Origin of the sequence: Dactylosporangium sp. NPDC000521, assembly GCF_042898305.1 — a bacterium.
In the GTDB taxonomy this organism is placed as follows: Bacteria; Actinomycetota; Actinomycetes; order Mycobacteriales; family Micromonosporaceae; genus Dactylosporangium.
Genome location: NZ_JBIAYW010000027.1, coordinates 58,266 through 81,130 on the forward strand (window position 1 = coordinate 58,266; position 22,865 = coordinate 81,130).

The following is a 22,865-nucleotide window of genomic DNA, read 5'->3' on the forward strand; positions in this document are numbered from 1 at the left end:
ACGATCTGGGTTCTACACCCGGGCGGCCGCACCTAGTACAGTTAAAACCTACCGGTTAGATAGAAATTAGGGGCGAGCATGCAAACCACAGTGGTCGTGGGCGGAGGCTGTAGCGGCGCCCTCACGGCGATCCATGTCAGCGGCCCGGCGGACCGGGTCGTGCTGGTCGACCCGGCGCCGGCCAACCTGCTCGGCCGTGGCGCGGCGTACCGCACGACCGACCCCACCCATCTGCTCAACTCGCGCGCGGCGGCGATGAGCGCCCTCGCCGACACCCCGACCGACTTCGTCGACTGGTGCCGGGAGCAGGGGCTCTCCATCGGGCCGGCGGACTTCGCGCCCCGGGCGGTCTTCGGCGACTACCTGCACGACCGCCTGCGCGGCGCCGACTTCGAGCACGTCCGCGGGGTGGCGATCCGCCTGGACGCCAGTCAGGAGCGACTGGGCGTGGTGCTGCGTGGCGGGCGGACCGTGGCCGCCGACCGGGTCGTGCTCGCCCTCGGCCACGGCGCTCCGGCGGGCCCGCTGTCGATCACCTCGGCCGTGCGCACCCACCCCTACTATGTGGGAAACCCATGGACGCCGGGCGCGCTGGACCGGGTCCCGGGCGACGTGCCGGTGCTGCTGATCGGCACCGGGCTCACCGCGCTGGACGTGGCGATGTCGCTGAGCGGCCGGGGGCGCCGGGCGCCGCTGCACGCGGTGTCGCGCCGCGGCCTGCTCCCCCAGCCGCACCTGGAGACCCAGCCGAAGGCCACCGGGACGTTCGCCCACGACGGCGCCGACGCGCGCGGGCTGCTGCGGGCGGTCCGGCGCTACGCGGCGACCGAGCCCGACTGGCGCTGCGCGGTCGACACGCTGCGGCCGCAGATCGACCGGCTGTGGTGGCAGCTGTCGGTGGACGCGCGGCGCCGGTTCCTGCAGCACGTCGCGGCGTACTGGGAGGTCCACCGGCACCGGATGGCGCCGACGGTCGCGGCGCGGGTGGCCGCGCTGCGCGACAGCGGCGCCCTCTTCACGCACGCGGCGGCGATCCACTCGATCCGGCGCGGCGAGCGCGGCTTCGTGGTGACGCTGCGGTTCAAGGACAGGGACGTGAGCTGGCCGGTCGGCGCGATCGTCAACTGCACCGGCCCGGGCGGCGCCGCCACCAGTACCCTCGGCCGGGCCCTGCTGGACGACGGGCTGGCCCGCCGCGACCCGACCGGCACCGGCCTCGACGTCGACGGGCACGGCCGGCTCGTCGGCCGCGACGGCGAGCCGTCCGACCGCATCCTCGCGATCGGCCCGACCCGCCGGGGCGCCTGGTGGGAGACGACGGCCGTGCCGGAGATCAGAAGCCAGGCCGCCGCGCTGGCTCGAGTGCCGGTGCCTGCTTGATCGTCATCACGTGCTCGACGAGCGCGATGAGCACGCCCTTGATCGAGCGCCGGTCGCGGGCGTCGCAGAGCACCACGGGCACGTCCGGGTCGAGGTCCAGCGCCCGGCGGACCGCCTCCGCGGTGTGCTTCTGCACGCCGTCGAAGCAGTTGACGGCGACCAGGAACGGCGTCTTGCGCTCCTCGAAGTAGTCCACCGACGGGAAGCAGTCGGTGAGCCGCCGGGTGTCGGCGAGCACGACCGCGCCGAGCGCGCCCAGCGCCAGCTCGTCCCACAGGAACCAGAAGCGGTCCTGCCCGGGGGTACCGAAGAGGTAGAGCACGATGTCGTCGTTGATGCTGATCCGGCCGAAGTCCATCGCCACCGTCGTGGTGGTCTTGCCCTCCACGCCGTTGACGTCGTCGATGCCGACACCCGCGTTGGTGAGCACCTCCTCGGTCTGGAGGGGACGGATCTCACTGACCGCGCTGACGAGCGTGGTCTTGCCGACGCCGAACCCCCCGGCGATGAGGATCTTCACCGCCAGCGGGATGTGCCCGTCAGAGCGATCGGAGACCATTGACAACCGCCTTGAGAATGCGATCGTCGGGCCGCTGCGGCCCGACGGATTGGTCGTACACAGGTTCGTGCATCTCGATGAGTCCCTGCTGGAGCAGGTCGCCCAGCAGCACGCGCACCACGCCGAGCGCGAGATCGAGGTGTGAGGCGAGCTCCGCGACCGTGATCGGCACACGGGTGCGGGCCAGGATCGCATAGTGCTCGGGCTGCAGGTGCCGGGGGCCCGTCCCGCCGTCGGTGTTGACGACGAACGCCACCAGGTCGAAGCCGCCGACGACGGGCCTGGCCCGCCCACCGGTCACCGCGTACGGGCGCACCACCGGCCCGGCGTCGGAGTCGAGCCAGTTGTGTTCACCCTGCGGCATCGGACGGAGCGCCCGTTCGTGACGGTGCCGTGAGGTACTGCCCGACCCGGGTCACCAGCATCGCCATCTCGTAGGCGATCACGCCGATGTCGGAGTCCGCCGCGCTCAGCACCGCCAGGCAGGCGCCCTGCCCGGCGGCCGTGACGAACAGGAAGGCGTCGTCCATCTCCACGATCGTCTGCCGGACGGCGCCGCCGTTGAAGTGCCGGCCGGCGCTGCGGGCCAGGCTCTGGAACCCGGACGCGACCGCGGACAGGTGCTCGGCGTCGTCCCGGCCGAGCTGGCTGGACGCGCCCATGAGCAGCCCGTCGGCGGAGAGCACCACGGCGTGCTGCGCCGACTCGACCCGATCGACGAGGTCGTCGAGGAGCCAGTCGAGCTTGCCGGTGCGACTCGTCGATTGTGCCACCTATGCGTCCCTTTCCGGTGTGGGTTGATCGTCGGTGAGCGCCGCCTCCCGGCGCCCCCGGGTGAACCCCGCCTGCAGCGACGTCATCATCGCGCGGGTCTGCTCGGGCGACCTGCCACCGGTCCCGGCGGCCGCGAACTGCGACGCCGGCACGCCGTCGACCGTGTGCTCGTCGTCAGGTCGCTCCCGGAGCTGCGGGGCAAGGCTCGCCTGCCGGCGCCGCTTGGGAAGTCCGTCGTCGGTGAGGTCGACGGGTTGCTCCGATGGCGTTTGCCGCGTCTGTACCTCCTGAGCCGGCACGACCTGCGGCGGCTGCGGCGATTCGGCGCCGGCGCCGGGCCCACGGACGGGCAGGGGCGCGGGCGCGGCCGTGCTCACCTGCGACGGCACCAGCTCCAGGACATCCGCGGTGAGCCGCTCGTCCGCCTGGACCCGGCGCACCTCGAACCCGGGCCCCGCCGCCAGCTCATCGGCCAGCTCCGACGCCGCCTCCGACGGGGTGGACGCGGTCAGCTCCGGGGTCCCACCCGTGATCAGGTGGGGCGGGATCAGCACGACCGCGGTGATGCCCCCGTACGGCGAGGACCGCAGCGTGACCCGGACGCCGTGGCGGGCCGCGAGCAGCGCCACCACGAACAGGCCGAGCCGGGCGCTGTTGGCCGGGTCGAAGTCCGGCGGGTGCAGCAGCCGCTGGTTGGCCTCCTCGATGGCCTCCGGTGCCATGCCCAGCCCGCGGTCCTCGATCTCGACCGCGAACCCGTTCGGCACGAGCTGCCCGCTGATCTGCACCCGGGTGTGCGGCGGCGAGTAGGACGTCGCGTTCTCGATCACCTCGGCGAGCAGGTGGATGACGTCGGCGACGGCCCGCCCGACCAGCGACGCCTCGGGCAGCGTGAGGAAGCCGACCCGCGCGTAGTCCTCGACCTCCGACACCGCGCCGCGGACCACGTCGATCATCGGCACCGGGTTGCGCCAGCCGCGGCCGGGGGTCGCACCGGCCAGGATGACCAGGTCCTCGGCGTGGCGGCGCATGCGGGTCGCGAGGTGGTCGACCCGGAACAGGTCCTCCAGCTCCTCCGGGTCGCCGGTCCGCCGCTCCATCCGGTCCAGCAGCGCGAGCTGGCGGTGCAGCAGCGTCTGGCTGCGGCGGGCGATGTTCAGGAAGACCTCGTTGAGCCCCCGGCGCAGCTGCGCCTCGTGCGCCGCGGACTCGACCGCGGTGCGCTGCACGGCGCTGAACGCGTTGCCCACCTTGCCGATCTCGTCGGTGCCGTACTCCAGCGGCGGCGCCGCCTCGGCCAGGTCCAGCTCCTCGCCCCGGCGCAGCCGGCCGACGAGCTCCGGCAGCCGCTGGTCGGCGAGGATCTGGGCGTCCTGCCGCAGGCCGGTGAGCCGGTTGATCAGCGACCGGCCGATCCGGATCGACAGCACGACCGAGATCGCGATCGCGAGCAGCCCCAGCACCGCGGCGAGCACCAGCCGGACGATGATCGCCACACCGACGGGCTCGGCCCGCTCCAGGATCGTGTCGCCGTACTGCAGGTCCAGCTGGCGCAGCTGCTCGGCGAGCTTGTCGTAGGCGTCGCGCCACACCGCGATGTCGACCGGGATGGCGGCGTTCGGCCTGGCCTCGGCGATGATCTTGTTCTCGAAGTCGGTCAGCTTCTTGTGCGGGTCGCCCGCGACGATGTCCCGGTAGACCCGCTGCACCGGCTCGGGCAGCTCCGCGGACTGCTCCGCGTATTCGCTGCGCTTCGCGCCGATCGCCGCGATCAGGTCGGCGGCCTCGGTGCGGATGAACTTGCCCGCCGCGGCCGCGCCGTTGACCAGCGAGTCCTCCCGCGCGAGCAGTTCCCGGGCCCGGCTCATCGCGATGTTGGTCCGGGCGTCCTTGCTCAGCTGCGCGTCACTGACGCCGGGCAGCGCGTTGTACCAGCGGTAGATCGCGTCGATCGGGCCGTTGTAGATCTCCATCGCACCGGCCCGGTCGACCTGCCCGAGCGAGATCCCCGAACGCCCCGACACGATCCCGTCGAGCGCCACCATGATCTCCGCGAGGCGCCCCCTGGCGGCCTCCGGCATGGCCTCCGTGGTCTCCCCCTTGCCGGCGAGGGTCCGGAAGTTGCTGATGGCGGCGTCGGTCTTGCGCCGCTGCTCGGCCAGCAGCGCCGCCTCCGGCTTCCCCTCGGCCCGGCCGGACCCCAGGTACACCTGCGACAGCTTCCGCTCCCGCTGCAGCTCGACGGTCATCGTCTCGGCCGGCTCGGCGGCCAGCTTGTAGTAGGTCTGCGCGTCGAACAGCTCGACCACCGCGCCGGACGTCAGGCTGGTCGCGAAGACCCACAGCACGACGAGCGACAGCAGCGGCGGGAGCAGCAGGGTTACGATCTTGGCCCGGATCGACCACGTGCGGATTCTCCACGTGCGGGTCTTCATGTGGTCCTCGTGGGTCGCGTCGACAAGGGGGGGGTGGCGCGTCTCGGGCATGATACGGACAGACAGGCGAGGAAGTCACCAACAAGGTCGTCGCCGTCTCAAACCCGGCTCGCCTCCGATCTCCTTCCCGCGCCGGTGTGCTTGCTCCACCCCCGGGCAGGGCGCCCGGCATGCGGGGTGCACGGTGGGTTTTCGCGATCGGCGCCTGGGCCGCGTGCACGGCGACGCTCGGCGTCGTCTGCGTCGGCAAGGTGGAGGCCATCCGCTCGTCCTTCCTGGCCGCCACCAGCGGCAACCGCTCCTCCACCCCTTCCCCGGCACCCCCGTCCCCGTCACCCGGCGCCGCACAGCTCCTGCGCACCCCCGGCGGCACGATCCTCGCCCGCTGCGACGCCGGCATGACCTGGGCCGACTACCTGCGCCCGGCGCTCCGCTTCCACATCGAGAACGCCCAGCAGGGCCCGGGCGTCGAATACCGGGTCACCTTCAAGACCGACGGCCAGGAGGTCCGCGTCGTCGTCCACTGCGACACCAAGACCCTCATCCCCACCGCCGACGTGACCCTCGGCTGAACCGTCGACCCCCCGCTACGCGCCACAGACGCCGGCCAATGCCACGATCCACCCCTCTGCCGGAGATCGACTTGCGGGTCGATCGCCCAACGTCTACGGGCTGAACCGCGAAACGTCGGCATTGGCCAACGTCAGCGCAGCGAGGCGGCGGCTCGTCGGCGGGTCAGGTCGGGGTGGGGTCCAGGGCGCCCAGCTGCGCGGCGGCGAGGGGGAGGTCGCGGTCGCGGATGGCGGCGCAGCGTTGGGCGGTGGCGGCGGCCTCCGGCAGGGCGGCGCCGGCGAGCTGGGAGAGGACGAAGCCGGCGACGTACGCGGACCGGTTGCGTGGTGTCGGGGCCGCCGAGGTGTGGACCGTGTCGGCGTCGTGGCTGTGCACGACCGCACCGTCGGCGTCGAGCGTGACGGCCACGACGGCGGCGGCGGTCGAGCGCAGGAGCATGCCACGGGACGCGATGACGGCGGCGGCGTTGGTGCCGTCGACGACCCCGCTGACGGTGTCGAGGGTGGGCGTGACGAGGTCCGGGCCGAGATGGGCCCACGGCGCGAGGTCCAACGCGTCGACGGCGAGGAGCGGCACGTCGAGGCGCCGGCCGGCGAGGACCGCGCGGACGGCGGGGCCGAGGGTGCCGGCGCCGAGGTCGCAGACGACGACCGCCGCGGGGCGCTCGGCGAGGGACTCGTGGAGGCGCTGCTGGAGCGTCTCGGCGGCCTCGCCACCGAGGGGGCTCGTGTCGCCGTCGTCGAACCGTGCCACCACCTGACCGGCGGCGACGACGCGGCGCTTGGTGAGCGTGCGCCGGCCGACCGCGACGACCAGACGGTCGGCGGCGCCGCCGTCCCACACCCTGGAGCGCAGCGTGGCGCCCGCGTCGTCGTCGCCGGTCGCGCCGACGACGGTGGTCCTGGCGCCCAGGGCGGTGAACGCGCCCGCGACGGCCGCGGCACCGCCGGCGACCTCGCGGGTCGTCTCCAGCGTGATGACGGGGACGGGTGCCTCCCGGCTCATGCGGGTAGGGGTCCCGGTCAGCCAGCAGTCGAGCACGGCGTCGCCGACGACGAGCACGGGACGGTCCTGCCAGCGGGCGGCGAGTTCGGCGAATCTCACGCCACCATGCCTACCCGACTCGAAACGGAACATTCTGCAACATCTCAACATCGCCTGCGACAATTGCAGGATCGAACGCGCAGACGTGGCGATGATCGGTGGGGGCATGGCCGGCCTGTCCCTCGCCGCGGAGCTCGCCGAGCTGGACAGCCGGTTGGTCGCACGGGTGGAGGCCGCGGGTGGCCACCGCGAGCCGTTGCGGATCATGGTGCTCGAACGGGAGAACCAGTTCGGTTACCACACGACCGGGCGGTCCGTGGCCGCCTTCCTCGAGAGCTACGGCACGCCGGAGGTGCGGGCGCTGACCCGCGCGTCGCGGACGATCCTCGACGCGCTCGGCGCCGAGTCCGGCACGCCGCTGCTACGGACCCGGCCGCTGGTCTGGATCGCCGGCGAGGAGCAGCTCCCGGCGATGAACGCGCTGCTGACCGCCAACCCGTCGCTGCGCGGCACGGATGTCGCCGGGGCGCAGACGCTGTGCCCGGCGCTGCGCCCGTCGGCGGTCGCGAGGGCCGCGGTCGAGCGCACCGCGCAGGACATCGACGTCGACGCGCTGCATCAGCTGTACCGCAAGCGCGCCGCCGCCGCGGGCGTGGTGCTGCGCACCGCGATCGGCCTGGAGGCCGGCGAGTGGACCGGGCACGGCTGGCGGCTCACCACCGACCGCGGCGAGCTGGAGGTCGGGCGGGTCGTCAACGCGGCCGGTGCCTGGGCGGACGCCGTCGCGGGGCGGCTCGGGGTGGCGGCCGCGGGGTTGGCGCCGCTGCGCCGTACCGTGGCGATCGTCTCCATCGAAGGAGTCGCGCCGACCTGGCCGCTGGTGCACGACGTGGGCGACGAGTTCTACTTCCGCCCCGAGGGCGGCGGGCTGCTGGTGTCGCCGTGCGACGAGACGCCGTCGCCGCCGGTCGACGCCGTCGCCGCGCCGGAGGACGTCGCCCTCGCGGTCGAGCGGGTCGCCGCGGTCACCACCCTGGACCTGCGGCGGGTGCGGACGAGCTGGGCGGGGCTGCGGACGTTCGCGGCGGACCGCAATCCGGTCGTCGGGCCGGACCCGGCGCAGGACGGGTTCTACTGGTTCGCGGGGCAGGGCGGCTCCGGCATCCAGACCGCGCCGGCGCTGGCCCGGCTGGGCGCGGCCGAGCTGCTGGGCGAGCCGTTCGAGATCCCCGGCCTGCGGCGGGCCGCCCTCCACCCGCGTTAGGCGGGTCGTTGCAGCTGACCCGGGGCCGGCGGTCGGATGCCCTTGAGCGCGGCGACCGTGGCCGGGTCGTTCAGCAGCGCCCGCTCCGCGTCGTCGACGAACGCCAGATCGGCCTCGACGTGCCGGGTCGCCGCCGACAGCAGCAGCCCGACGACCGGGTCGGCCGCCTTGCGCCGCAGGCCGTCGAGGTTGCGCAGCTCGCGCAGCAGGTACGTGCGCTGCTGACCCAGCACGGTGCGCACGATCTCCTCGTCGCCGGAGCGGGCCGCCGCGGTCACCTTGAGGAAGAAGTCGTCGCGGAAGCCGCCGCTGCGCGGGCTCGCCTCGTCCAGCCAGCGCCGCAGCTCTCCCCGGCCGGCGTCGGTGATCTCGTAGACGACCCGGTCGGGCTTCACCGCCTGGGCGTGCCGCTCGGAGCTGACCATGCCGTCGCGGGAGAGGCGGTCCAGGATCTGGTACAGGTGCCCGATGTTCAGCGGGCCCCACTGCGGGCCGACCGCGGTCTCGAAGGCGCTCTTCAGCTCGTACCCGTAGCTGGGCCCGTGCGACAGCAGCGACAGCACCGCGTGATGGATCGGCATGTCCAAAGCCTACCCGCCCCTTGCATTGTCGCAATGCATTGCGACAGAGTAGGGCGATGACCGCACCGTCCACCGGCGCCGATCCGTCCACCGGCGCCGCGCTGTCCGTCACCGGGCTGACCAAGCGCTTCCACACCGGGGAGCAGGACATCGTCGCCGCCGACGAGCTGACCCTGAGCGTCGAGGCCGGGAGCTTCACCGCGGTCACCGGGCCGAGCGGGTCGGGCAAGTCGACGCTGCTGCACCTGGTCGGCGCGATCGAGACCGCCGACGCCGGCACGATCGTCGTCGACGGCGTCGAGGTGACCGCGCTGCGGCGGCGCAAGCTCAGCGAATACCGGCGCACGGTCGGGTTCGTGTTCCAGCGGTACCACCTGCTGCCCGCGCTCACCGCGCTCGACAACGTCATCGCGCCGGTGCTGCCGTTCCGCGTCGGGTTCGACAAGCAGCAGCGCGCCCGCGAACTGCTCGACGCGGTCGGGCTCGGCGGACGGGAGCGGGCCCTGCCGGCGCAGCTGTCCGGCGGCCAGCAGCAGCGGGTGGCGATCGCCCGGGCCCTGATCGGGTCGCCGAAGCTCCTGCTCGCCGACGAGCCGACCGGCAACCTCGACTCCGCCAACGGCACGCAGATCCTGGACCTGCTGCTCGACCTGCGGGAGGCGCGCGGCATGACGGTGCTGCTCGCCACGCACGAGCAGCAGATCGCGGCGCGGTGCGACCGGCTGCTGCGGCTCGCCGACGGGCGGCTCACCGACGACATCGACCTGACCGCCGGCGAGGACCCGGCATCGACTCTGGCTCGGGCCACGCAGCTCCGGCTTTAGTCTGATTTAGCCTCTTTGCGCGGGTACCATCGACCTAGCTGCTCGCGGGTTGGGGGTGGACATGCCGCAGCTCGACCTCGGCGTGCTCACGCAGCCCGAACGGCTGGCTGCGCTCCAGCGCGCCCAGACACTGCTCGCATCGTCGTCCGCGCCGGTCGACGGCCTGGTCCGCCTCGCCGCACGCTCGGTCGTGGCCCCCGTCGGCCTGCTGACCCTCGTCGACGACGAGCGGATGCACATCATCGGCCGGCACGGCCTCGCACCGGACCTCGACCGCGTCCACGCCGAGCCGGCGACCAGCTCCTTCTGCCAGTACGTGGTGACCGAGAACGCGCCGCTCGTCGTCAGCGACGCCCGGAACCACCCGGTGCTGCGCGACCTCGGCGCGGTGCAGGACCGGGGCGTCACGGCGTACCTCGGCCACCCCGTCCACGACCTGCACGGCAACACGCTCGGGGCGATCTGCGTCACCGACTCCGTGCCCCGGCACTGGACCGACGACGACATCGCGGCCGTGTCGGAGTGCGCCGCGATGCTGGAGGTCATGCTCGGCGCCGAGGCCGGCCGGCAGGACATCGCGATCGCCGCGGCCGAGACCGACGCGGTGCTGGAGACCGCGCTGGAGGCGTTCATCGCCATCGAGCTCACCGGCGAGATCACCCGCTGGAACAAGGCCGCCGAGCGCACCTTCGGCTGGTCCGCCGCGGAGGCGATCGGCAGGCAGGTGGACGAGCTGATCATCCCCGAGCGGTTCCGCGCCGCGCACCGGGCCGGGCTGACCAGGCTGGTGCGGGGCGGCGTACCGAAGCTGATCGGGCAACGGCTGCAGCTGTACGCCAACAACCGGGCCGGCGACGAGTTCCCGGTCGAGCTGACCCTGAACGTCGTGGACGGGCCGACCGGGCGGCACGCGCACGCCTTCGTGTACGACATCAGCGAACGCGTCACCGCCGAGCGGCAGCTCGCCCGCGAGCGGCACTTCCTCAGCGCCCTGCTCGACAACCTCGACGCCGGCGTGGTCGCCTGCGACGAGCGCGGCCGGCTGATCCTGTTCAACCGGGCGATGCGGGAGATCACCGGCGGCGACGCCGACCAGTCGACGGCGTCGAGCTGGGTCGAGGCCTACCGTGCCCACGGCGCTGCTTCGCCGGCGGACGACCTGCCGCTCATCCGCGCCTTCCACGGCGAGCACGTCCGCGAGGCCGAGGTCGTCATCCACACGCCCGGACGCCCCCGGCGCAGCTTCACGGCCAACGCCCAGCCGATCCGCGACACCGACGGCAACCGGCTCGGCGCCGTCGCGGCCCTGCACGAGGTCACCGACCGGCGCCGGGCGCAGCGGCTCATCGAGTGCGAGCTCGCCGTCTCCCGCATCCTGGAGCAGGCGCCCACGATCGAGGACGCCGGCCCGGAGCTGCTCGGCACCGTCGCGCGCACCCTGCAGTGGCCGCACAGCGAGCTGTGGCTGGTCGACAAGGTCGGCAACGTCCTGCGCAACGCGGCCATGTGGACCGAGCCCGGCTACATCATCCCCGAGCCCGGACCCCTCGCCCCCGGCGTCGGCGTCTCCGGCGTCGCCTGGGAGACCGGCCAGCCCGCCTGGATCCCCGACATCTCCGTCGTCGGCAGCCGCCTCAACGTGCCCTCGCTGGCCCGGCACGGCCTGCGCGTCGGCCTCGCCGTGCCGATCCGCGACGGGACCGGGGTCACCGGCACGCTCAGCTTCTTCGGCGACGCCGCCGAGGAGCCGGAGCAGTCCCTCATCGCGCTGCTGTCCGGGATCGCCGCGCACGTCGGGCAGTTCCTGGAGCGCCGCCGCGCCGAGGACCTGGCCCGCCAGCTGGCCCGCACGAAGGACGAGTTCATCTCCCTCGTCGGCCACGAGCTGCGCACCCCGCTCACGTCGATCTCCTCCTACACCGAGCTGCTCCTGCACGACAACGACGACGAGACGACCCGCGCGCAGTTCCTGTCGGTCATCGCCCGCAACGCCGAGAACCTCCGGGCGATCATCGACGACCTGCTGGACCTGGCCGGCCTGGAGAGCGGCTACGTCTCCCTCGTCGAGCGGCCCCTGGACCTCGCCGCCGTGGTCGGCGACTCCGCGCTCGCGGGCACCCGCGCGGCGCAGGAGAAGGACATCGACATGCGGGTCACGCTCCCCGACGGCCCGGCGCCCGTCGCCGGCGACCCGCCGCGGCTGCGCAAGGTCGTCGACCACCTCGTCACCAATGCGGTGAAGTTCACACCCGCGGGTGGCCGGGTCGAGATCGAGCTGACCCGCGACCGGGCCGGCGTCGACCTGCGGGTCACCGACACCGGCGTCGGCATCCCCGAGGAGGAGCGGTCACGGCTCTTCGAGCGCTTCTTCCGCGGCTCCAACATCCGCAGCCTCGGCCTGCCCGGCACAGGCCTCGGCCTGGCCATCAGCCGCACCGTCATCGAACGCCACGGCGGCACGATCACCGTCACCGACCACGGTGACAAGCCCGGCACCACGTTCCTCGTCCGGCTGCCGTCGCTGTAGCCCGCGGCCACCCACCAGGTTGCCGTCCTTGCGGACCGGGGCACAATGGTTGCTGATGCAACTACGACGACTGACCTCCGTGTTCGTGGTGAGCGCCCTGCTGCTCGCCGGCTGCAGCGACCCCGCCCCGTCCTGGAAGGGCGGCGGCAGCGACGGCGGCGGCTCCAGCGCGGCCGCCGGCACCGCCAAGGTGACGACTCCCACCGACGGCGCCAAGGACGTCTCGACCGCGACGTCCATCGTGTACGAGGCCTCCTCCGACGCCACGGTCACGCTGCAGGACGCCTCGGGCGCCACCGTCTCCGGCGCCGCCCTGACCGGTGGTGCCTCGGGTGCGTCCGCCTCGCCCTCCACCGGCACTTTGCCCTCCACCGGCACCTCGCCGTCCACTGGCACCTCGCCGTCCACCGGCGCCTCGGGTGGCGGCGTCGAGTGGGTGCCGGACAAGCAGCTGAAGTACTCCACCGAGTACACGGCCACGATCACCGCCGGCAGCGCCAAGTCCACGGTGAAGTTCACCACCATGGCCAAGCCGTCCAGCCTCGCCCGCACCAGCAGCCAGATCGGCGACGGCCAGGTCGTCGGCGTCGGCATGATGATGATCCTGTCCTTCGGCGTCGACATCCCGAAGGACAAGCGCGCCGGCATCCAGAAGCGGCTCTTCATGTCCTCCGACCCGCCGCAGGAAGGCGTCTGGAACTGGTACTCCCCCAAGGAGATCCACTACCGCCCCAAGGAGTACTGGCAGGCCGGGACCAAGCTCTCTCTGCGCGCCGCCGTCGGTGGCGTCTCCTTCGGCGGCAAGTCCTACGGTGAGAAGGACCTCACCGTCGACGCCACCGTGGGCAAGAAGCTCATCATGGAGGCCGACAACGCCACCAAGCAGATGACCGTCACCGAGGACGGCGTCCTGCTCAAGACGATGCCCATCTCCCTGGGCAAGCCCAGCAACCCCTCCGACAGCGGCAACTTCATCGTCATGGTGAAGAACGAGTGGGAGTGGTTCGACTCCTCCACCTACGGCGTCCCCGTCGACTCCCCCGACGGCTACCGGACGAAGGTCGAGTACCCCCAGCGGATCACCTGGAGCGGCCAGTACATCCACGCCGCCCCCTGGTCCGTCAAGGACCAGGGCAAGCGCAACGTCTCCCACGGCTGCGTCAACATCTCCCTCGACCTGGCGAAATGGCTGTACGGCGTGACCCACATCGGCGACCCCGTCATCGTCAAGGGCACCGAGGAGCGGGTGAAGTACGGCGACGGCTGGACCGACTGGGAGCTCTCGTGGGACGAGTACAAGAAGGGCAGCGCCCTGTGACCCCACCCCACCGTGGCCGCCCGTTTTGGCTGGCCGGGTGGGGACCTGGTAACCTGATTCATCGCGCACGGTGACGCGTCCCTGTTGCTTGCGCCTAAACTTTTCCAACCCGAGCTAACAAGACGAGGTCTGTCGCGTGGCGAACATCAAGTCCCAGATCAAGCGCAACCGGCAGAACGAGAAGCGCCGCCTGCGCAACAAGTCGGTCAAGTCTTCCCTGAAGACCGCGATCCGCAAGTTCCACGAGGCCACCGCCGCCGGCGACACCGAGGCCGCCACCACCCTGCTCCGCGACGCCTCGCGCAAGCTGGACCAAGCCGCCAGCAAGGGTGTCATCCACAAGAACCAGGCGGCCAACCGCAAGTCGGCCATCACCAAGAAGCTGGGCTCGCTGGCCGCCTGACCGGCCCCCCAGCACTTCTTCTCAGCTCCGCGAAAAGCGCCGCCCCACACGCGGGCGGCGCTTTCGCTGTTGACGCGCCGCCGGCCCCACTCCCGTCTTCCTGGCAGCAGCCCCGGACACCGAAGAGCCGGAGGCGACCAGGACCGCCGCGTGAGCCGCTTCCGGCACATCGCCACGCCGCTCGAACCGCCGCAGCCCGCCATGCCGGCACAGCTCTGAACGAAGCGACCCCGCTGCCACGCCAGCTCAACGCACCGCCCCCGGACACCGAAGAACCGGGACAACCAGCCAGCGCCGACGCCGCTCCGGCACACCGCCCACGCCACCCGAACCCGCCGCAGCCTCCCAGGCGGCGCACCGCGCCCGTCCGGCTCTGAGCGAAGCGGTCCCGGGCCGAAGCCAACCGCCCCGCTGCCAGGCCAGCACAACGCACCGCCCCCGGACACCGAAGAGGACACCGAAGAGCCGGAGACAGCCGGGGCGGGGTGCCCCGAGCCACCTCCGGCTCATCGTTCATGCCGTCCGGAGCCTGTCAGGCCCCGTGCTGGTCCGGTCAGGCGAAGCGGCCCTGGTTGAACCCGCCCGTCCGCTGCCGGGTCAGGTCCTCGTCGGTCCGCCAGGGCCGCTCGGCGTGCCGACCCGACTGGAACTGCCCGGACGAGAAGTGCCCCGTGTCGTCCGGCCTCCGGCGCCCTCCGGGCTGGCGCTGCGCGTGGCGCCCACCGGCGGCGTCCCGGCCGGCGGCCGGCCGGCCGTTGTCGACGGATGGCGTCGGCTCGTTCGTGTCGGGCTCGTCAGCTGGCTCGTACCCGTTCCACGCCGCCTGCCCCGCCGCCCAGCCGGTCTGCCCACTCCGGCTCGGCGCGGTCCCCCACTGCGACTGGTCCGCCCAGCCGGTCTCGTCGTCCCACTCCGCCCACGGGTCGACCGGCTCACCGTGCACCGCGCTTCCGTTCCCGTCGCCGGTGTACCCCGAGCCCGTCTGCCCACCGGCCGCGTACTCCGCCTGCCCGTCGCCCGCATAACCCTGCTGACCGGTCACGTGGCCCGCCTCGCCGCCGCCCGCGTAGCCCTGCTGGCCGCCCGCGTAGCCCTGTTGGTCGGCCGCGTAGCCCTGTTGGTGGGCCGCGTAGCCCTGTTGGTGGGCCGCGTAGCCCTGCTGGTTGGTCGCGTAGCCTGCCTCGCCGCTGCCCGCGTGGCCCGGCCGGCCGTCGTAGTCCGCTTGGCCCTGCACGCCCGGGTAGCCGGCCGATCCGCCGGCGCCGGTGTAGACGGCTCCCGGCTGCGCGTCGCCGTGTCCGTCCGAGGCGTGACCTTCCGCGCTCGCCCGCGTGCCCGGGTGCTCGATGCGTGCGGCGGCGGCGCGGCTGATCCATGCGGAGCGGTCGCCCCAGACGGTCTCGTCGCCCCAGTTGGCCTGGTTGTCGCGGGTGCGCGGCCGGCCGGCCCACGCCGCCTCGTCGCCCCAGCCGGCCTCGGTGTCCTCGCCCCACGCCTGCTGGCCGTCGCCGCCCTGCCCGGCACGCGCCACCCGAGCGTGGCCGGTGACCTGAGCGACCGGCTCCCAGCCCGCGGGAGTGGCGCGGTCCCAGCGCGGACCCTCGTCGTCGTGCCCCCACTCCGGCGCGCCGTGACCAGTGCTGCCGCTCGGGTCGCCCTGCCAGCCGTGGGCGTCGTGATCGTTCTGCACGCTGCGCCAACCACGGCCGTCGGACGCGTCCTGGCCGCCCTGCGAGCCATGCCCGTCGTGGCCGACGTAGCCGTCGCGGCCGTCGTGGCCGCTGCGCCAGCCGCGACCGTCGGAGGCGTCCCGGCCGTCCTGCCAGTCGCGGCCGTCCTGACCGGTGCGCCAGCCACGTCCGTCCGAGGGGTCATGGTCCCAGGCGCCGCTGTCGTGGGCCCGGTCCTGGGTGGACCGGCCGCGCACGTCCCAGGCCTCGGTCGCCTCATCGTCGCGGCTGCGGCGCTGGCTGATCTGCGTGGTCTGGCCCCACTCCTGGCCGGCGCCGCCGGAGCGGTCCCGGTCCTGGCCGGTCTCGCCGGTGTGGTCCCAGTGCTGCCCTGCGTGTGCGGCCTGAGCCGACTCGTCCCAGCCCTCGTGCTCGCCGGTCCGGCCGTAGCGGCCGTCGGACTCATCGGTACGGTAGCCCGACCGGTGGGCGTCCGAGGTCTGGTACGCCGCGTGGCTCCCCGTGTCCGCCCCGTGAACGTCCTCGTGGATGTCATCGTGACCGCCCTGGCGGAACGCGGACCGGGCGCCGCTCTCCCCTGCCCGGAACGCCGGGTGAACACCGGTGTCCTCGTCGCGGACCACGACCTGCCGACCCGAACCGCCCTCACGGAACGCCCGGCCAGAACCCGTGTCATCCTCGCGGAACGCCCGGCCCGAACCCGTCGTGTCGCCGTCGCGGAATGCCCGGCTGGAGCCCGTGGTGTCCCCGTCACGGAATGCCCGGCCGGAGCCCGTGGTGTCCCCGTCACGGAATGCCCGGCCGGAGCCCGTGGTGTCCCCGTCACGGAAGGCCCGGCCCGAACCCGTCGTGTCGGCGTCGGTGAATGCCGCGTGGGAGCCGGTGTCGGCGTCGCGGACGGCCGAGCCGGAGGCGGCGCGGCGGCCGGCACTCTCGGCGGTGAGCTGGGTGGGCGGGGCGTCGCTGGCGGGCGAGATCCCGTATTCGTTGCTGGTCTCCGGCTGGCGGGCGCCGCGCGGGCCGCCGTCGCGGGCCGGGACCGAGATCCGGATGACGCCGACCTTCTTGCGCTGCGCCGGGGGCTCGCCGGATGCCTGCCGGGTCGCGGTGCGCGTGGCACCCGCGCCGCCCTGACGGACGCCGACCGCGCCGGACCCACCGGCGCCATCACCCGGCGCGCCCGCACCGCCCGAACCCGAACCACCGGACGAGCCGGCGCCAGAGGCGCTCGAGCCGGAAGCGCCCGAGCCGGAAGCGCCGACACCGGCGGCGGCGAAGCCGGACCTGGCGACGCTGCCCGCGGCCGCACGACCCGAGCCGGCGGTCGAGACCCCGATCCCGGACGAGTCACGGCCGGCGCCCGCGGCGCGGGCCGCCGCACCCGTGCCGGAGCCGGTGCCGGTGGAGTTGCCCGCGCCCCGGGCCATCTCGGCGCGGTCCAGCGCGGTCGTGGTCCGCCGGGTGGCGGAGGTCGGCTCGTCGGTGTCGGTGGCCGGATCCACCCGAGTGGATGACGCACGTTCGGGTGAACGCCGGGCCGCGGAACGCGCCTGCGCCCGGACCCGCTTCGAGCCGCCGATGGCCATGTCGTTGACCTTCACCATGACGGCGACGACGGCGGGGAGGACGGGGACCGCCCACCAGCTGACCAGCTCGGCGAGTGCGAGCAGCACGCCGGCCGCGATCATGCACTCGAACAGCATGAAACTGACGAATCCGCCGATGTGCAGGTGGCGAAGCCGCAGCGCACGCACATACAGCGGCGCCTGTGGGGCGAACCCGTTGCTCGTCGTCATCGTCCTATTCCTCCAGCACGCGCCGCGACCACTGCGAACACAGCCCGCTCGAGCGCATAGCCGCGGTCGTCCGAGCCACCCTTCACGGCGGCATTGCACTCTGCCGCCACTCGCATGGCATCAACGAGCGCCTCGGCCGTCCAGCCACGGGCTTGGCGCTGTGCGCGTTCGACCTTCCACGGAGGCATTCCCAAATTTCCGGCGAGTTGATATGCGCTGCCCTTGCCGGCGGCGGCCACCCGGGCGACGGTGCGGACGCCGTCGGCGATGGCGTCGGCGATCGGCACGGGGTCCACCCCGACGTGCATCGCCCACCGCAGGGCCTCCAGCGCCGCGGCCGTGTCGCCGACCATGACGGCATCGGCGACGGTGAATCCGGAGACCTCGGCGCGGCCGCGGTAATACTGCGCCACGGTGCTCACGTCGATCCGCCCGCCGGTGTCGGCGACCAGCTGCGAGCAGGCGGCGACGAGCTCGCGCAGGTCGTTGCCGACGGCGCTGAGCAGGGCCTCCGCCGCGTCCTCGCCGATCTTGCCACCCTGCCGGCGGATCTCGTTGCGCACGAAGTCGACCCGCTCGCGGTGCTTGCTGATCTTCGCGGCGGGCACGACGTCGGCGCCGGCGGCCTTGAGCCCGTCGGCGAGGGCCTTGCCCTTGGCGCCGCCGGCGTGGGTGACGACGAGGACGACGTCGTCCTCGGGGTCGGCGGCATAGGCGAGCAGCGCCGCGGTGATGTCCTTCTTGGTGTCCTGGCCGCTGTCGACGACGAGGACCCGCCGCCCGCCGAACAGCGACGGGCTCAGCAGCTCGGCCAGCTCACCGGCCGTCAGGTCGCCCCCTGGACGCCGGTGGACCTCGGTGTCGGGATCGTCCGCCCGGGCGGCGGCGATGGTGTCGGTGACGGCACGGGAGACGAGCAGCTCCTCGTCGCCGATCACCAGGCGGAGGCGGGGCAGACCAGATCCAGACACGCGAGCCATCGTGTCACGACCCCCCGACAAGAGCGGACGAGCCGTGGGACACGACCGCGAGCCGACCGGCCGCGTCCCGGACGACGGCGATGTCGCCCTCCTCGTCGGTACGGACGACGCGCGCACCCCCGCGGGCCAGGCGGGCGAGGATGCCGGGGCTGGGGTGGCCGTAGTCGTTGCCGGCGCCCACGCTGACCAGGGCGACCCGCGGGGCGACCGCGTCGAGGAAGGCCGGATCCTGGAATGCCGAACCATGGTGGGCGACCTTCAAGACGTCGGCGTGCAGGGGCGCGTCGAACAGGCTGAGCTGCTCCTCCGTCTCGGCGTCGCCGGTGAGCAGGATCCGGATCCCCCCGACGGTGACCGCGACGACCAGCGAGTTGTTGTTGACGTCGGATCGGGTGCCGGTCACGGGGCGGGCCGGGCCGAGGACGGTCAGCCGCGCCTCGCCGACGGTGAGGGTGGTGCCGGCGGGCGCGTCGAGGGTGGCGACGCCGCGGGCGAGGACGGCACGGCGGCCGCTCGCCGGCTCCGCGAACGGCGGCACGAGCAGCCGGTCGACGCGGCGCCGGCGCAGGACGCCGTCGAGACCGCCGATGTGGTCGAGGTGGAAGTGGCTGACGATCAGCAGCGGGACACGGCGGACGCCGAGGTCGCGCAGGCAGCGGTCGACGGGATCGGCCTGCGGTCCCGCGTCGACGACGACGGCGGCACCCCCTCCGGCGGTCACGACGAGCGCGTCGCCCTGGCCGACGTCACAGGCGACGACGACCCAGCCGGGTGGCGGCCAGCCGCCGGCGAGGATCCTGACGGGGACGGCACCGAGCACGCCGGCGAGGGCGACGACGAGCACGATCCGCCGCACCGCCTGGCGCCGGAACGCGAGGATCAGCGCCGCGAGCAGCCCACCGAGCAGGATCCCGCCGAACGTGCCACCCGGCCACGGAAGGACGCCGTCCGGGACCGCGGCGCCGTGGTGGGCGATCGTGACGAGCCAGCGGGCCGGCCAGGCGGCCACCCAGGCGGTGAACGCCGCGACACCCGGCAGGACCGGCGACGTCACGGCGGTGAGGATGCCGAGGATCGTGGCGGGGGCGACGGCGGGCGCGGCGAGCAGGTTGGCCGGCACGGTCGTCAGGCTGACGCCGCCGGAGATGCCGGCGATCACCGGCGCGCACGCCGCCTGCGCCGCGGCGGGCACACACACCGCCTCGGCCGCGAACGCCGGCCACCCCTTGGCGCGCAGTGCCTCCGCCCAGCGCGGCGCGAGCAGGACCAGGCCGCCGGTGGCGAGGACGGACAGCGCGAAGCCGGCGTCGACGGCCAGCTCGGGGTCGGCGACGACGAGCACGAGGACGCTGGTCGCGAGGGACGGCAGCACTGCCCGCGGGCGGCCGAGCGCCAGCGCGACCAGGGCTAGGCCGCCCATCGCGGCGGCGCGCAGCACGCTCGGCGACGGCCGGACCAGCACGACGAACCCCGCGAGGGCCAGCACGCAGATCAGCGCGGCGACCTTCGGGCCGGCGCGGCACCATCGGGCGAGGAGCAGCACCAGCCCGACCACGATCGCCAGGTTCGCTCCGGACACGGCGGTCAGGTGGGTCAGGCCGGTGGCGCGGAAGTCGTCGGCGAGCTGCTGGTCGAGCCGGCTGGTGTCGCCGACGACGAGCCCCGGCAGGAGGCCTCCCGGCTCGGCGGGCAGGGGCAGGCAGGCCCGCTGCAGGCCGGCCCGCAGCGTGCCGGCGGCCCGCTGGATCGCCGGCGCCTGGCCGACGCGGGCCGGGGCGTCGGTGACCGAGATGATCGCGGCGCGCAGGTCGCCGCCGTCGGCCGGTGACAGCCGGCCGCTCGTCTCGACCCGCTGACCCGGCAGCAGCCCCAGCCAGCCCCGGTCGGCCGCGAGGACCAGCACCCGTGCGCCCAGGTCCACGTTCATGCCGTCCGCCGTGCGCAGCCACGTCAGCCGGGCGGGCACGACGACCGTCGGCGACCGGCCCGCCGTGGAGCGGCCCAGCCGCGGGTCGTCGGAGATCCGCAGGCCGAGTCGCACCGTCTTGTGCGCGGCCGCGAGGCCGGCGAGGGGCTGGGCGTCACGCTCGCCGACCCGGGCGGCGGTGGCGACCGCGCCACAGGCGACGCCGAGCAGCGCCGCGACGACCACCCACCGGGTCGGTCGCAGCGCCCGCACGGGAAGCCGCCCCCACAGCACGGCGAGGGCCACCGCGCCGAGACCCACCGCCCAGCCGGCCTGGGCGGGGCAGAACAGGCAGCCCAGCGCGGTCAGCCAGCAGCCGGTCGCGGCGCCGGCCAGGCGCAGGTCGGTGCTCACACCGTCACCCGGTCCTTGAGCTGCGCGAACTTGGCGTCGCCGATGCCTTCGACCTGGCGCAGGTCGGTGACGGCGCGGAAGCCGCCGTGGCGGTCGCGGTGGTCGATGATGCGCTGTGCGAGGACCTGGCCGATGCCGGGCAGCGTCTGGAGCTCCGCGACGGTGGCGGTGTTGAGGTTGACGAGGCCGCCGCCGGATCCGCCGCCCGCGACGGGTGGCGCGGCACCGGGCGGCGCCGGGATCCCGACCGCGATCATCTCGCCGTCGACGACCTTGCGGGCGAGGTTGAGTCCGGTCGGCTCGGCGCCCGGCAGCATGCCGCCGGCGCCGGCGATGGCGTCTGCGACGCGGGCCCCGGGCGGCAGGTCGACGAGGCCGGGGCGCTGGACCTTGCCGACGACCGAGACGATCAGCCGGGCCGGGGGGCTGGAGACCGCCGCGGGCGGGAGTGCGGAGACGGAGGCGACCGGCGGCGCCGGGGTGACCTGCGGCCGGGAGCGCCAGGCGAGGAACGCCGCCACGCAGCCGACCAGCGCGGCGACCACGATGAGGGCGCGCACACCCCGCCGGCCGGGATCGACCGCCGACAGCCAGGACCGGCCACCGGTGGAGTCAGGACCGGGGTCCGGGGACCCGGCGGGCGGAAACGACTCGTCCCACGGATACGGATCAGGATCGGGCGGGAGCCCGACCACCCTCGCCAGCCGCCCCGCCGTCTCGCTGTCACCGTCTGCAGTACTGCGCCTCATGCCCGGTCACGCTAAGACCGGTCACGGCCGCGCCACCCCCACGAACGCACCGCCCTGTGGACAACCACGCCCTTGTGGACAACGCACACCACCGCCCGCACGACGGCGCAACACATCGCCGCCACACGACAGCACCACACACCACCGCCACACGACAGCGCCGCACGACGGCACCACACACCGCCGCCACATGACAGCGCCACACAACGCCGCCAAAGCGACGGCACCACACAACAGTGCCGCACAACGGCTACACCGCGTGCACCACCACGGCCACCATCCCCGGCCCGACGTGGGCGCCGACGACCGCGCCGACCTCCGTCAGGTACGCACCCCGCAGCCGCTCCCCGAGCCGCTCCTTCAACGTCGTGAGCAGCGCGTCGGCGCGCTCCGGCGCGGCCAGATGGTGCACCGCCACATCGACGACCGAAGACCCCGCCGCCTCGTCGGCCATGTCGACCAGCCGGGCCAGCGCGCGGCTCGCCGTGCGGACCTTCTCGCGCACGACGACACCCTGGTCGGTGGTGTGCAGGATCGGCTTCACCGACAGGGCGGTGCCGAGCAGCGCCGCCGCCGCCCCGATCCGCCCGCCCCGGCGCAGGAACTCCAGGGTGTCGACGTAGAAGAGCGTCGAGGTGCGGCTCGCGGCGTCGAGGGCGGCCTGCCGCACCTCCGGCAGCGCGGCACCCGAGCCGGCCGCGGCCGCCGCGGCGAGGGCGGGAAAGCCCAGCCCCATCCCGGTGGACTGGGTGTCGACCACGGAGACGGCGCCGTCGAACTCGGCCGCCGCGAGGCTGGCCGCGTCGTGCGTGCCGGACAGCTTCGCCGACAGGTGCACGGACAGGACACCGGTCGCCCCGGCGGCGAGCAGCCGCCGGTACACGTCGGCGAACGCCTCCGGTGAGGGCCTGGAGGTGGTGACGGCGACGCGCCGGGCGTTGAGCGCCTCGGCGACGGTGGCGGAGTCGACGTCGATGGTCTCGAGACCGGGGACACCGTTGACGACGACGGCGAGCGGCACGACGGTGAGCCGCCGCGCCGGGTTGGCGGCCAGCTCGGCAGGCAGGCAGGCGGTCGAGTCGGTGACAACGGCGACAGCGGGGCGCGAGCCGGTCATGCCGCCACGCTCCGGCGTCGGCCCGACGTACGGACAGTGCTCATGATGCCCGACCCTCCGCTCCGCTCCGGTCCGGTCATGACGGCACGGTAGCCGATCAGCCGCTCCGGACCGAGCTCACCACCGGTCAGCCACCCTGGACCGAGCTCACCACCGGTCAGCCACCCTGGACCGAACTCACCTGGAACGGGGTGCCCTGCTGGCACGTGGTCATGAGGTCGGACGTGGGCCGCCCGGTGACGGTGACCTGCTTGCCGGCCTGCAGCGCGGCCCGGTCACCACCGAGCAGCAGGTACGTCTTGTCGGGAGTCTTCAACAGCACACAGCCCGCCTCGACCCCGTCCACGACCTGGCCGGAGACGGTGATGGCAGCGGGCCCCGAAACGGAAGCGGCGGAAGACGGCGACGCCGGGGCGGACGAGGCAGCAGCGGACTCCGAAGGGGGCGCCCCCATCTCGGAAGACGGCGAAGCACAGCCGCCGAGCGCGAGAGCGACGGCGGCCACCAGAAGCACAGAGCGCACTGCCATG

19 protein-coding genes are annotated in these 22,865 nt (G+C 73.7%); 7 read left to right on the forward strand and 12 right to left on the reverse strand.

The annotated features are described in order from the left end of the window. The first annotated feature begins 78 nt into the window (after positions 1-78). On the forward strand, positions 79-1,380 hold the full coding sequence (locus ACFY3L_RS47455; protein WP_389340258.1) for an FAD/NAD(P)-binding protein: 1,302 nt from the start codon (positions 79-81) through the stop codon (positions 1,378-1,380). Here the strand turns inward: ACFY3L_RS47455 and ACFY3L_RS47460 are convergent. The 4 genes from ACFY3L_RS47460 to ACFY3L_RS47475 are packed head-to-tail and all read right to left on the reverse strand — an operon-like array spanning position 1,334 to position 5,148. After that, the gene (locus tag ACFY3L_RS47460) at positions 1,334-1,939 is read right to left on the reverse strand and encodes an ATP/GTP-binding protein (RefSeq protein ID WP_389340260.1); all 606 of its coding nucleotides are present in this window, start codon (positions 1,937-1,939) and stop codon (positions 1,334-1,336) included. The two genes, ACFY3L_RS47455 and ACFY3L_RS47460, sit on opposite strands and share 47 nt — an antisense overlap. Further along, complete coding sequence (locus ACFY3L_RS47465; protein ID WP_389340262.1) at positions 1,920-2,303, reverse strand: DUF742 domain-containing protein; 384 nt, start codon at positions 2,301-2,303, stop codon at positions 1,920-1,922. Before ACFY3L_RS47465 ends, ACFY3L_RS47460 begins: the two co-directional genes overlap by 20 nt. Then, the gene (locus ACFY3L_RS47470; RefSeq protein WP_389340264.1) at positions 2,290-2,712 is read right to left on the reverse strand and encodes a roadblock/LC7 domain-containing protein; all 423 of its coding nucleotides are present in this window, start codon (positions 2,710-2,712) and stop codon (positions 2,290-2,292) included. The genes ACFY3L_RS47465 and ACFY3L_RS47470 overlap by 14 nt, the downstream gene beginning before the upstream one ends. Beyond that, entirely contained in the window at positions 2,713-5,148 is a 2,436-nt protein-coding gene (locus ACFY3L_RS47475) for a nitrate- and nitrite sensing domain-containing protein (RefSeq protein ID WP_389340266.1), read from the reverse strand. Between the two features lie 170 nt (positions 5,149-5,318). Here ACFY3L_RS47475 and ACFY3L_RS47480 point away from each other — a divergent pair, with 170 nt between their 5' ends. Next, the gene (locus ACFY3L_RS47480) at positions 5,319-5,720 is read left to right on the forward strand and encodes a hypothetical protein (protein ID WP_389340268.1); all 402 of its coding nucleotides are present in this window, start codon (positions 5,319-5,321) and stop codon (positions 5,718-5,720) included. Between the two features lie 163 nt (positions 5,721-5,883). On the opposite strand, the gene ACFY3L_RS47485 is transcribed toward ACFY3L_RS47480, so the two are convergent. Further along, complete coding sequence (locus tag ACFY3L_RS47485) at positions 5,884-6,825, reverse strand: PfkB family carbohydrate kinase (RefSeq protein ID WP_389340269.1); 942 nt, start codon at positions 6,823-6,825, stop codon at positions 5,884-5,886. A 91-nt stretch (positions 6,826-6,916) separates the two neighbouring features. On the opposite strand from ACFY3L_RS47485, the gene ACFY3L_RS47490 reads away from it, so the two are divergent. After that, a complete protein-coding gene (locus tag ACFY3L_RS47490; RefSeq protein ID WP_389340351.1) occupies positions 6,917-8,029 on the forward strand; it encodes an NAD(P)/FAD-dependent oxidoreductase in 1,113 nt (370 codons plus the stop codon). Here ACFY3L_RS47490 and ACFY3L_RS47495 read toward each other — a convergent pair. Next, entirely contained in the window at positions 8,026-8,610 is a 585-nt protein-coding gene (locus ACFY3L_RS47495) for a helix-turn-helix transcriptional regulator (RefSeq protein WP_389340271.1), read from the reverse strand. The two genes, ACFY3L_RS47490 and ACFY3L_RS47495, sit on opposite strands and share 4 nt — an antisense overlap. 56 nt (positions 8,611-8,666) lie before the next feature. Between ACFY3L_RS47495 and ACFY3L_RS47500 the strand changes: the two genes are divergently transcribed. The 4 genes from ACFY3L_RS47500 to rpsT all read left to right on the forward strand — a co-directional run bounded on the left by ACFY3L_RS47500 (position 8,667) and on the right by rpsT (position 13,682). After that, positions 8,667-9,434 (forward strand): ABC transporter ATP-binding protein, encoded by a 768-nt coding sequence (locus ACFY3L_RS47500; protein WP_389340273.1) that lies wholly within the window; start codon positions 8,667-8,669, stop codon positions 9,432-9,434. A 61-nt stretch (positions 9,435-9,495) separates the two neighbouring features. Then, positions 9,496-11,961, forward strand: a complete 2,466-nt coding sequence (locus tag ACFY3L_RS47505) for a PAS domain S-box protein (protein WP_389340275.1) — start codon at positions 9,496-9,498, stop codon at positions 11,959-11,961. A gap of 55 nt (positions 11,962-12,016) precedes the next feature. Continuing rightward, positions 12,017-13,279 carry an Ig-like domain-containing protein gene (locus ACFY3L_RS47510; RefSeq protein WP_389340277.1) on the forward strand — a complete coding sequence of 421 codons (1,263 nt, stop codon included), beginning with the start codon at positions 12,017-12,019 and terminating at the stop codon, positions 13,277-13,279. Positions 13,280-13,415: 136 nt separating this feature from the next. After that, positions 13,416-13,682, forward strand: coding sequence for a 30S ribosomal protein S20 (gene rpsT / locus ACFY3L_RS47515; RefSeq protein ID WP_344512338.1), 267 nt, complete (start codon positions 13,416-13,418; stop codon positions 13,680-13,682). A gap of 553 nt (positions 13,683-14,235) precedes the next feature. Here the strand turns inward: rpsT and ACFY3L_RS47520 are convergent. The 6 genes from ACFY3L_RS47520 to ACFY3L_RS47545 form a co-directional block, all read right to left on the reverse strand. After that, on the reverse strand, positions 14,236-17,169 hold the full coding sequence (locus ACFY3L_RS47520) for a hypothetical protein (protein ID WP_389340279.1): 2,934 nt from the start codon (positions 17,167-17,169) through the stop codon (positions 14,236-14,238). Then, complete coding sequence (holA, locus tag ACFY3L_RS47525) at positions 17,166-18,149, reverse strand: DNA polymerase III subunit delta (protein ID WP_389340281.1); 984 nt, start codon at positions 18,147-18,149, stop codon at positions 17,166-17,168. The genes ACFY3L_RS47520 and holA overlap by 4 nt, the downstream gene beginning before the upstream one ends. Before the next feature lie 4 nt (positions 18,150-18,153). Beyond that, a complete protein-coding gene (locus ACFY3L_RS47530; RefSeq protein ID WP_389340283.1) occupies positions 18,154-20,469 on the reverse strand; it encodes a ComEC/Rec2 family competence protein in 2,316 nt (771 codons plus the stop codon). Continuing rightward, positions 20,466-21,218: a helix-hairpin-helix domain-containing protein gene (locus tag ACFY3L_RS47535; protein WP_389340285.1), complete on the reverse strand. Its 753-nt coding sequence runs from the start codon at positions 21,216-21,218 to the stop codon at positions 20,466-20,468. Before ACFY3L_RS47535 ends, ACFY3L_RS47530 begins: the two co-directional genes overlap by 4 nt. A 250-nt stretch (positions 21,219-21,468) precedes the next feature. Next, complete coding sequence (locus ACFY3L_RS47540) at positions 21,469-22,335, reverse strand: DegV family protein (RefSeq protein ID WP_389340287.1); 867 nt, start codon at positions 22,333-22,335, stop codon at positions 21,469-21,471. Positions 22,336-22,492: 157 nt separating this feature from the next. Continuing rightward, on the reverse strand, positions 22,493-22,858 hold the full coding sequence (locus ACFY3L_RS47545) for a hypothetical protein (protein ID WP_389340289.1): 366 nt from the start codon (positions 22,856-22,858) through the stop codon (positions 22,493-22,495). Positions 22,859-22,865: the final 7 nt, after the last annotated feature.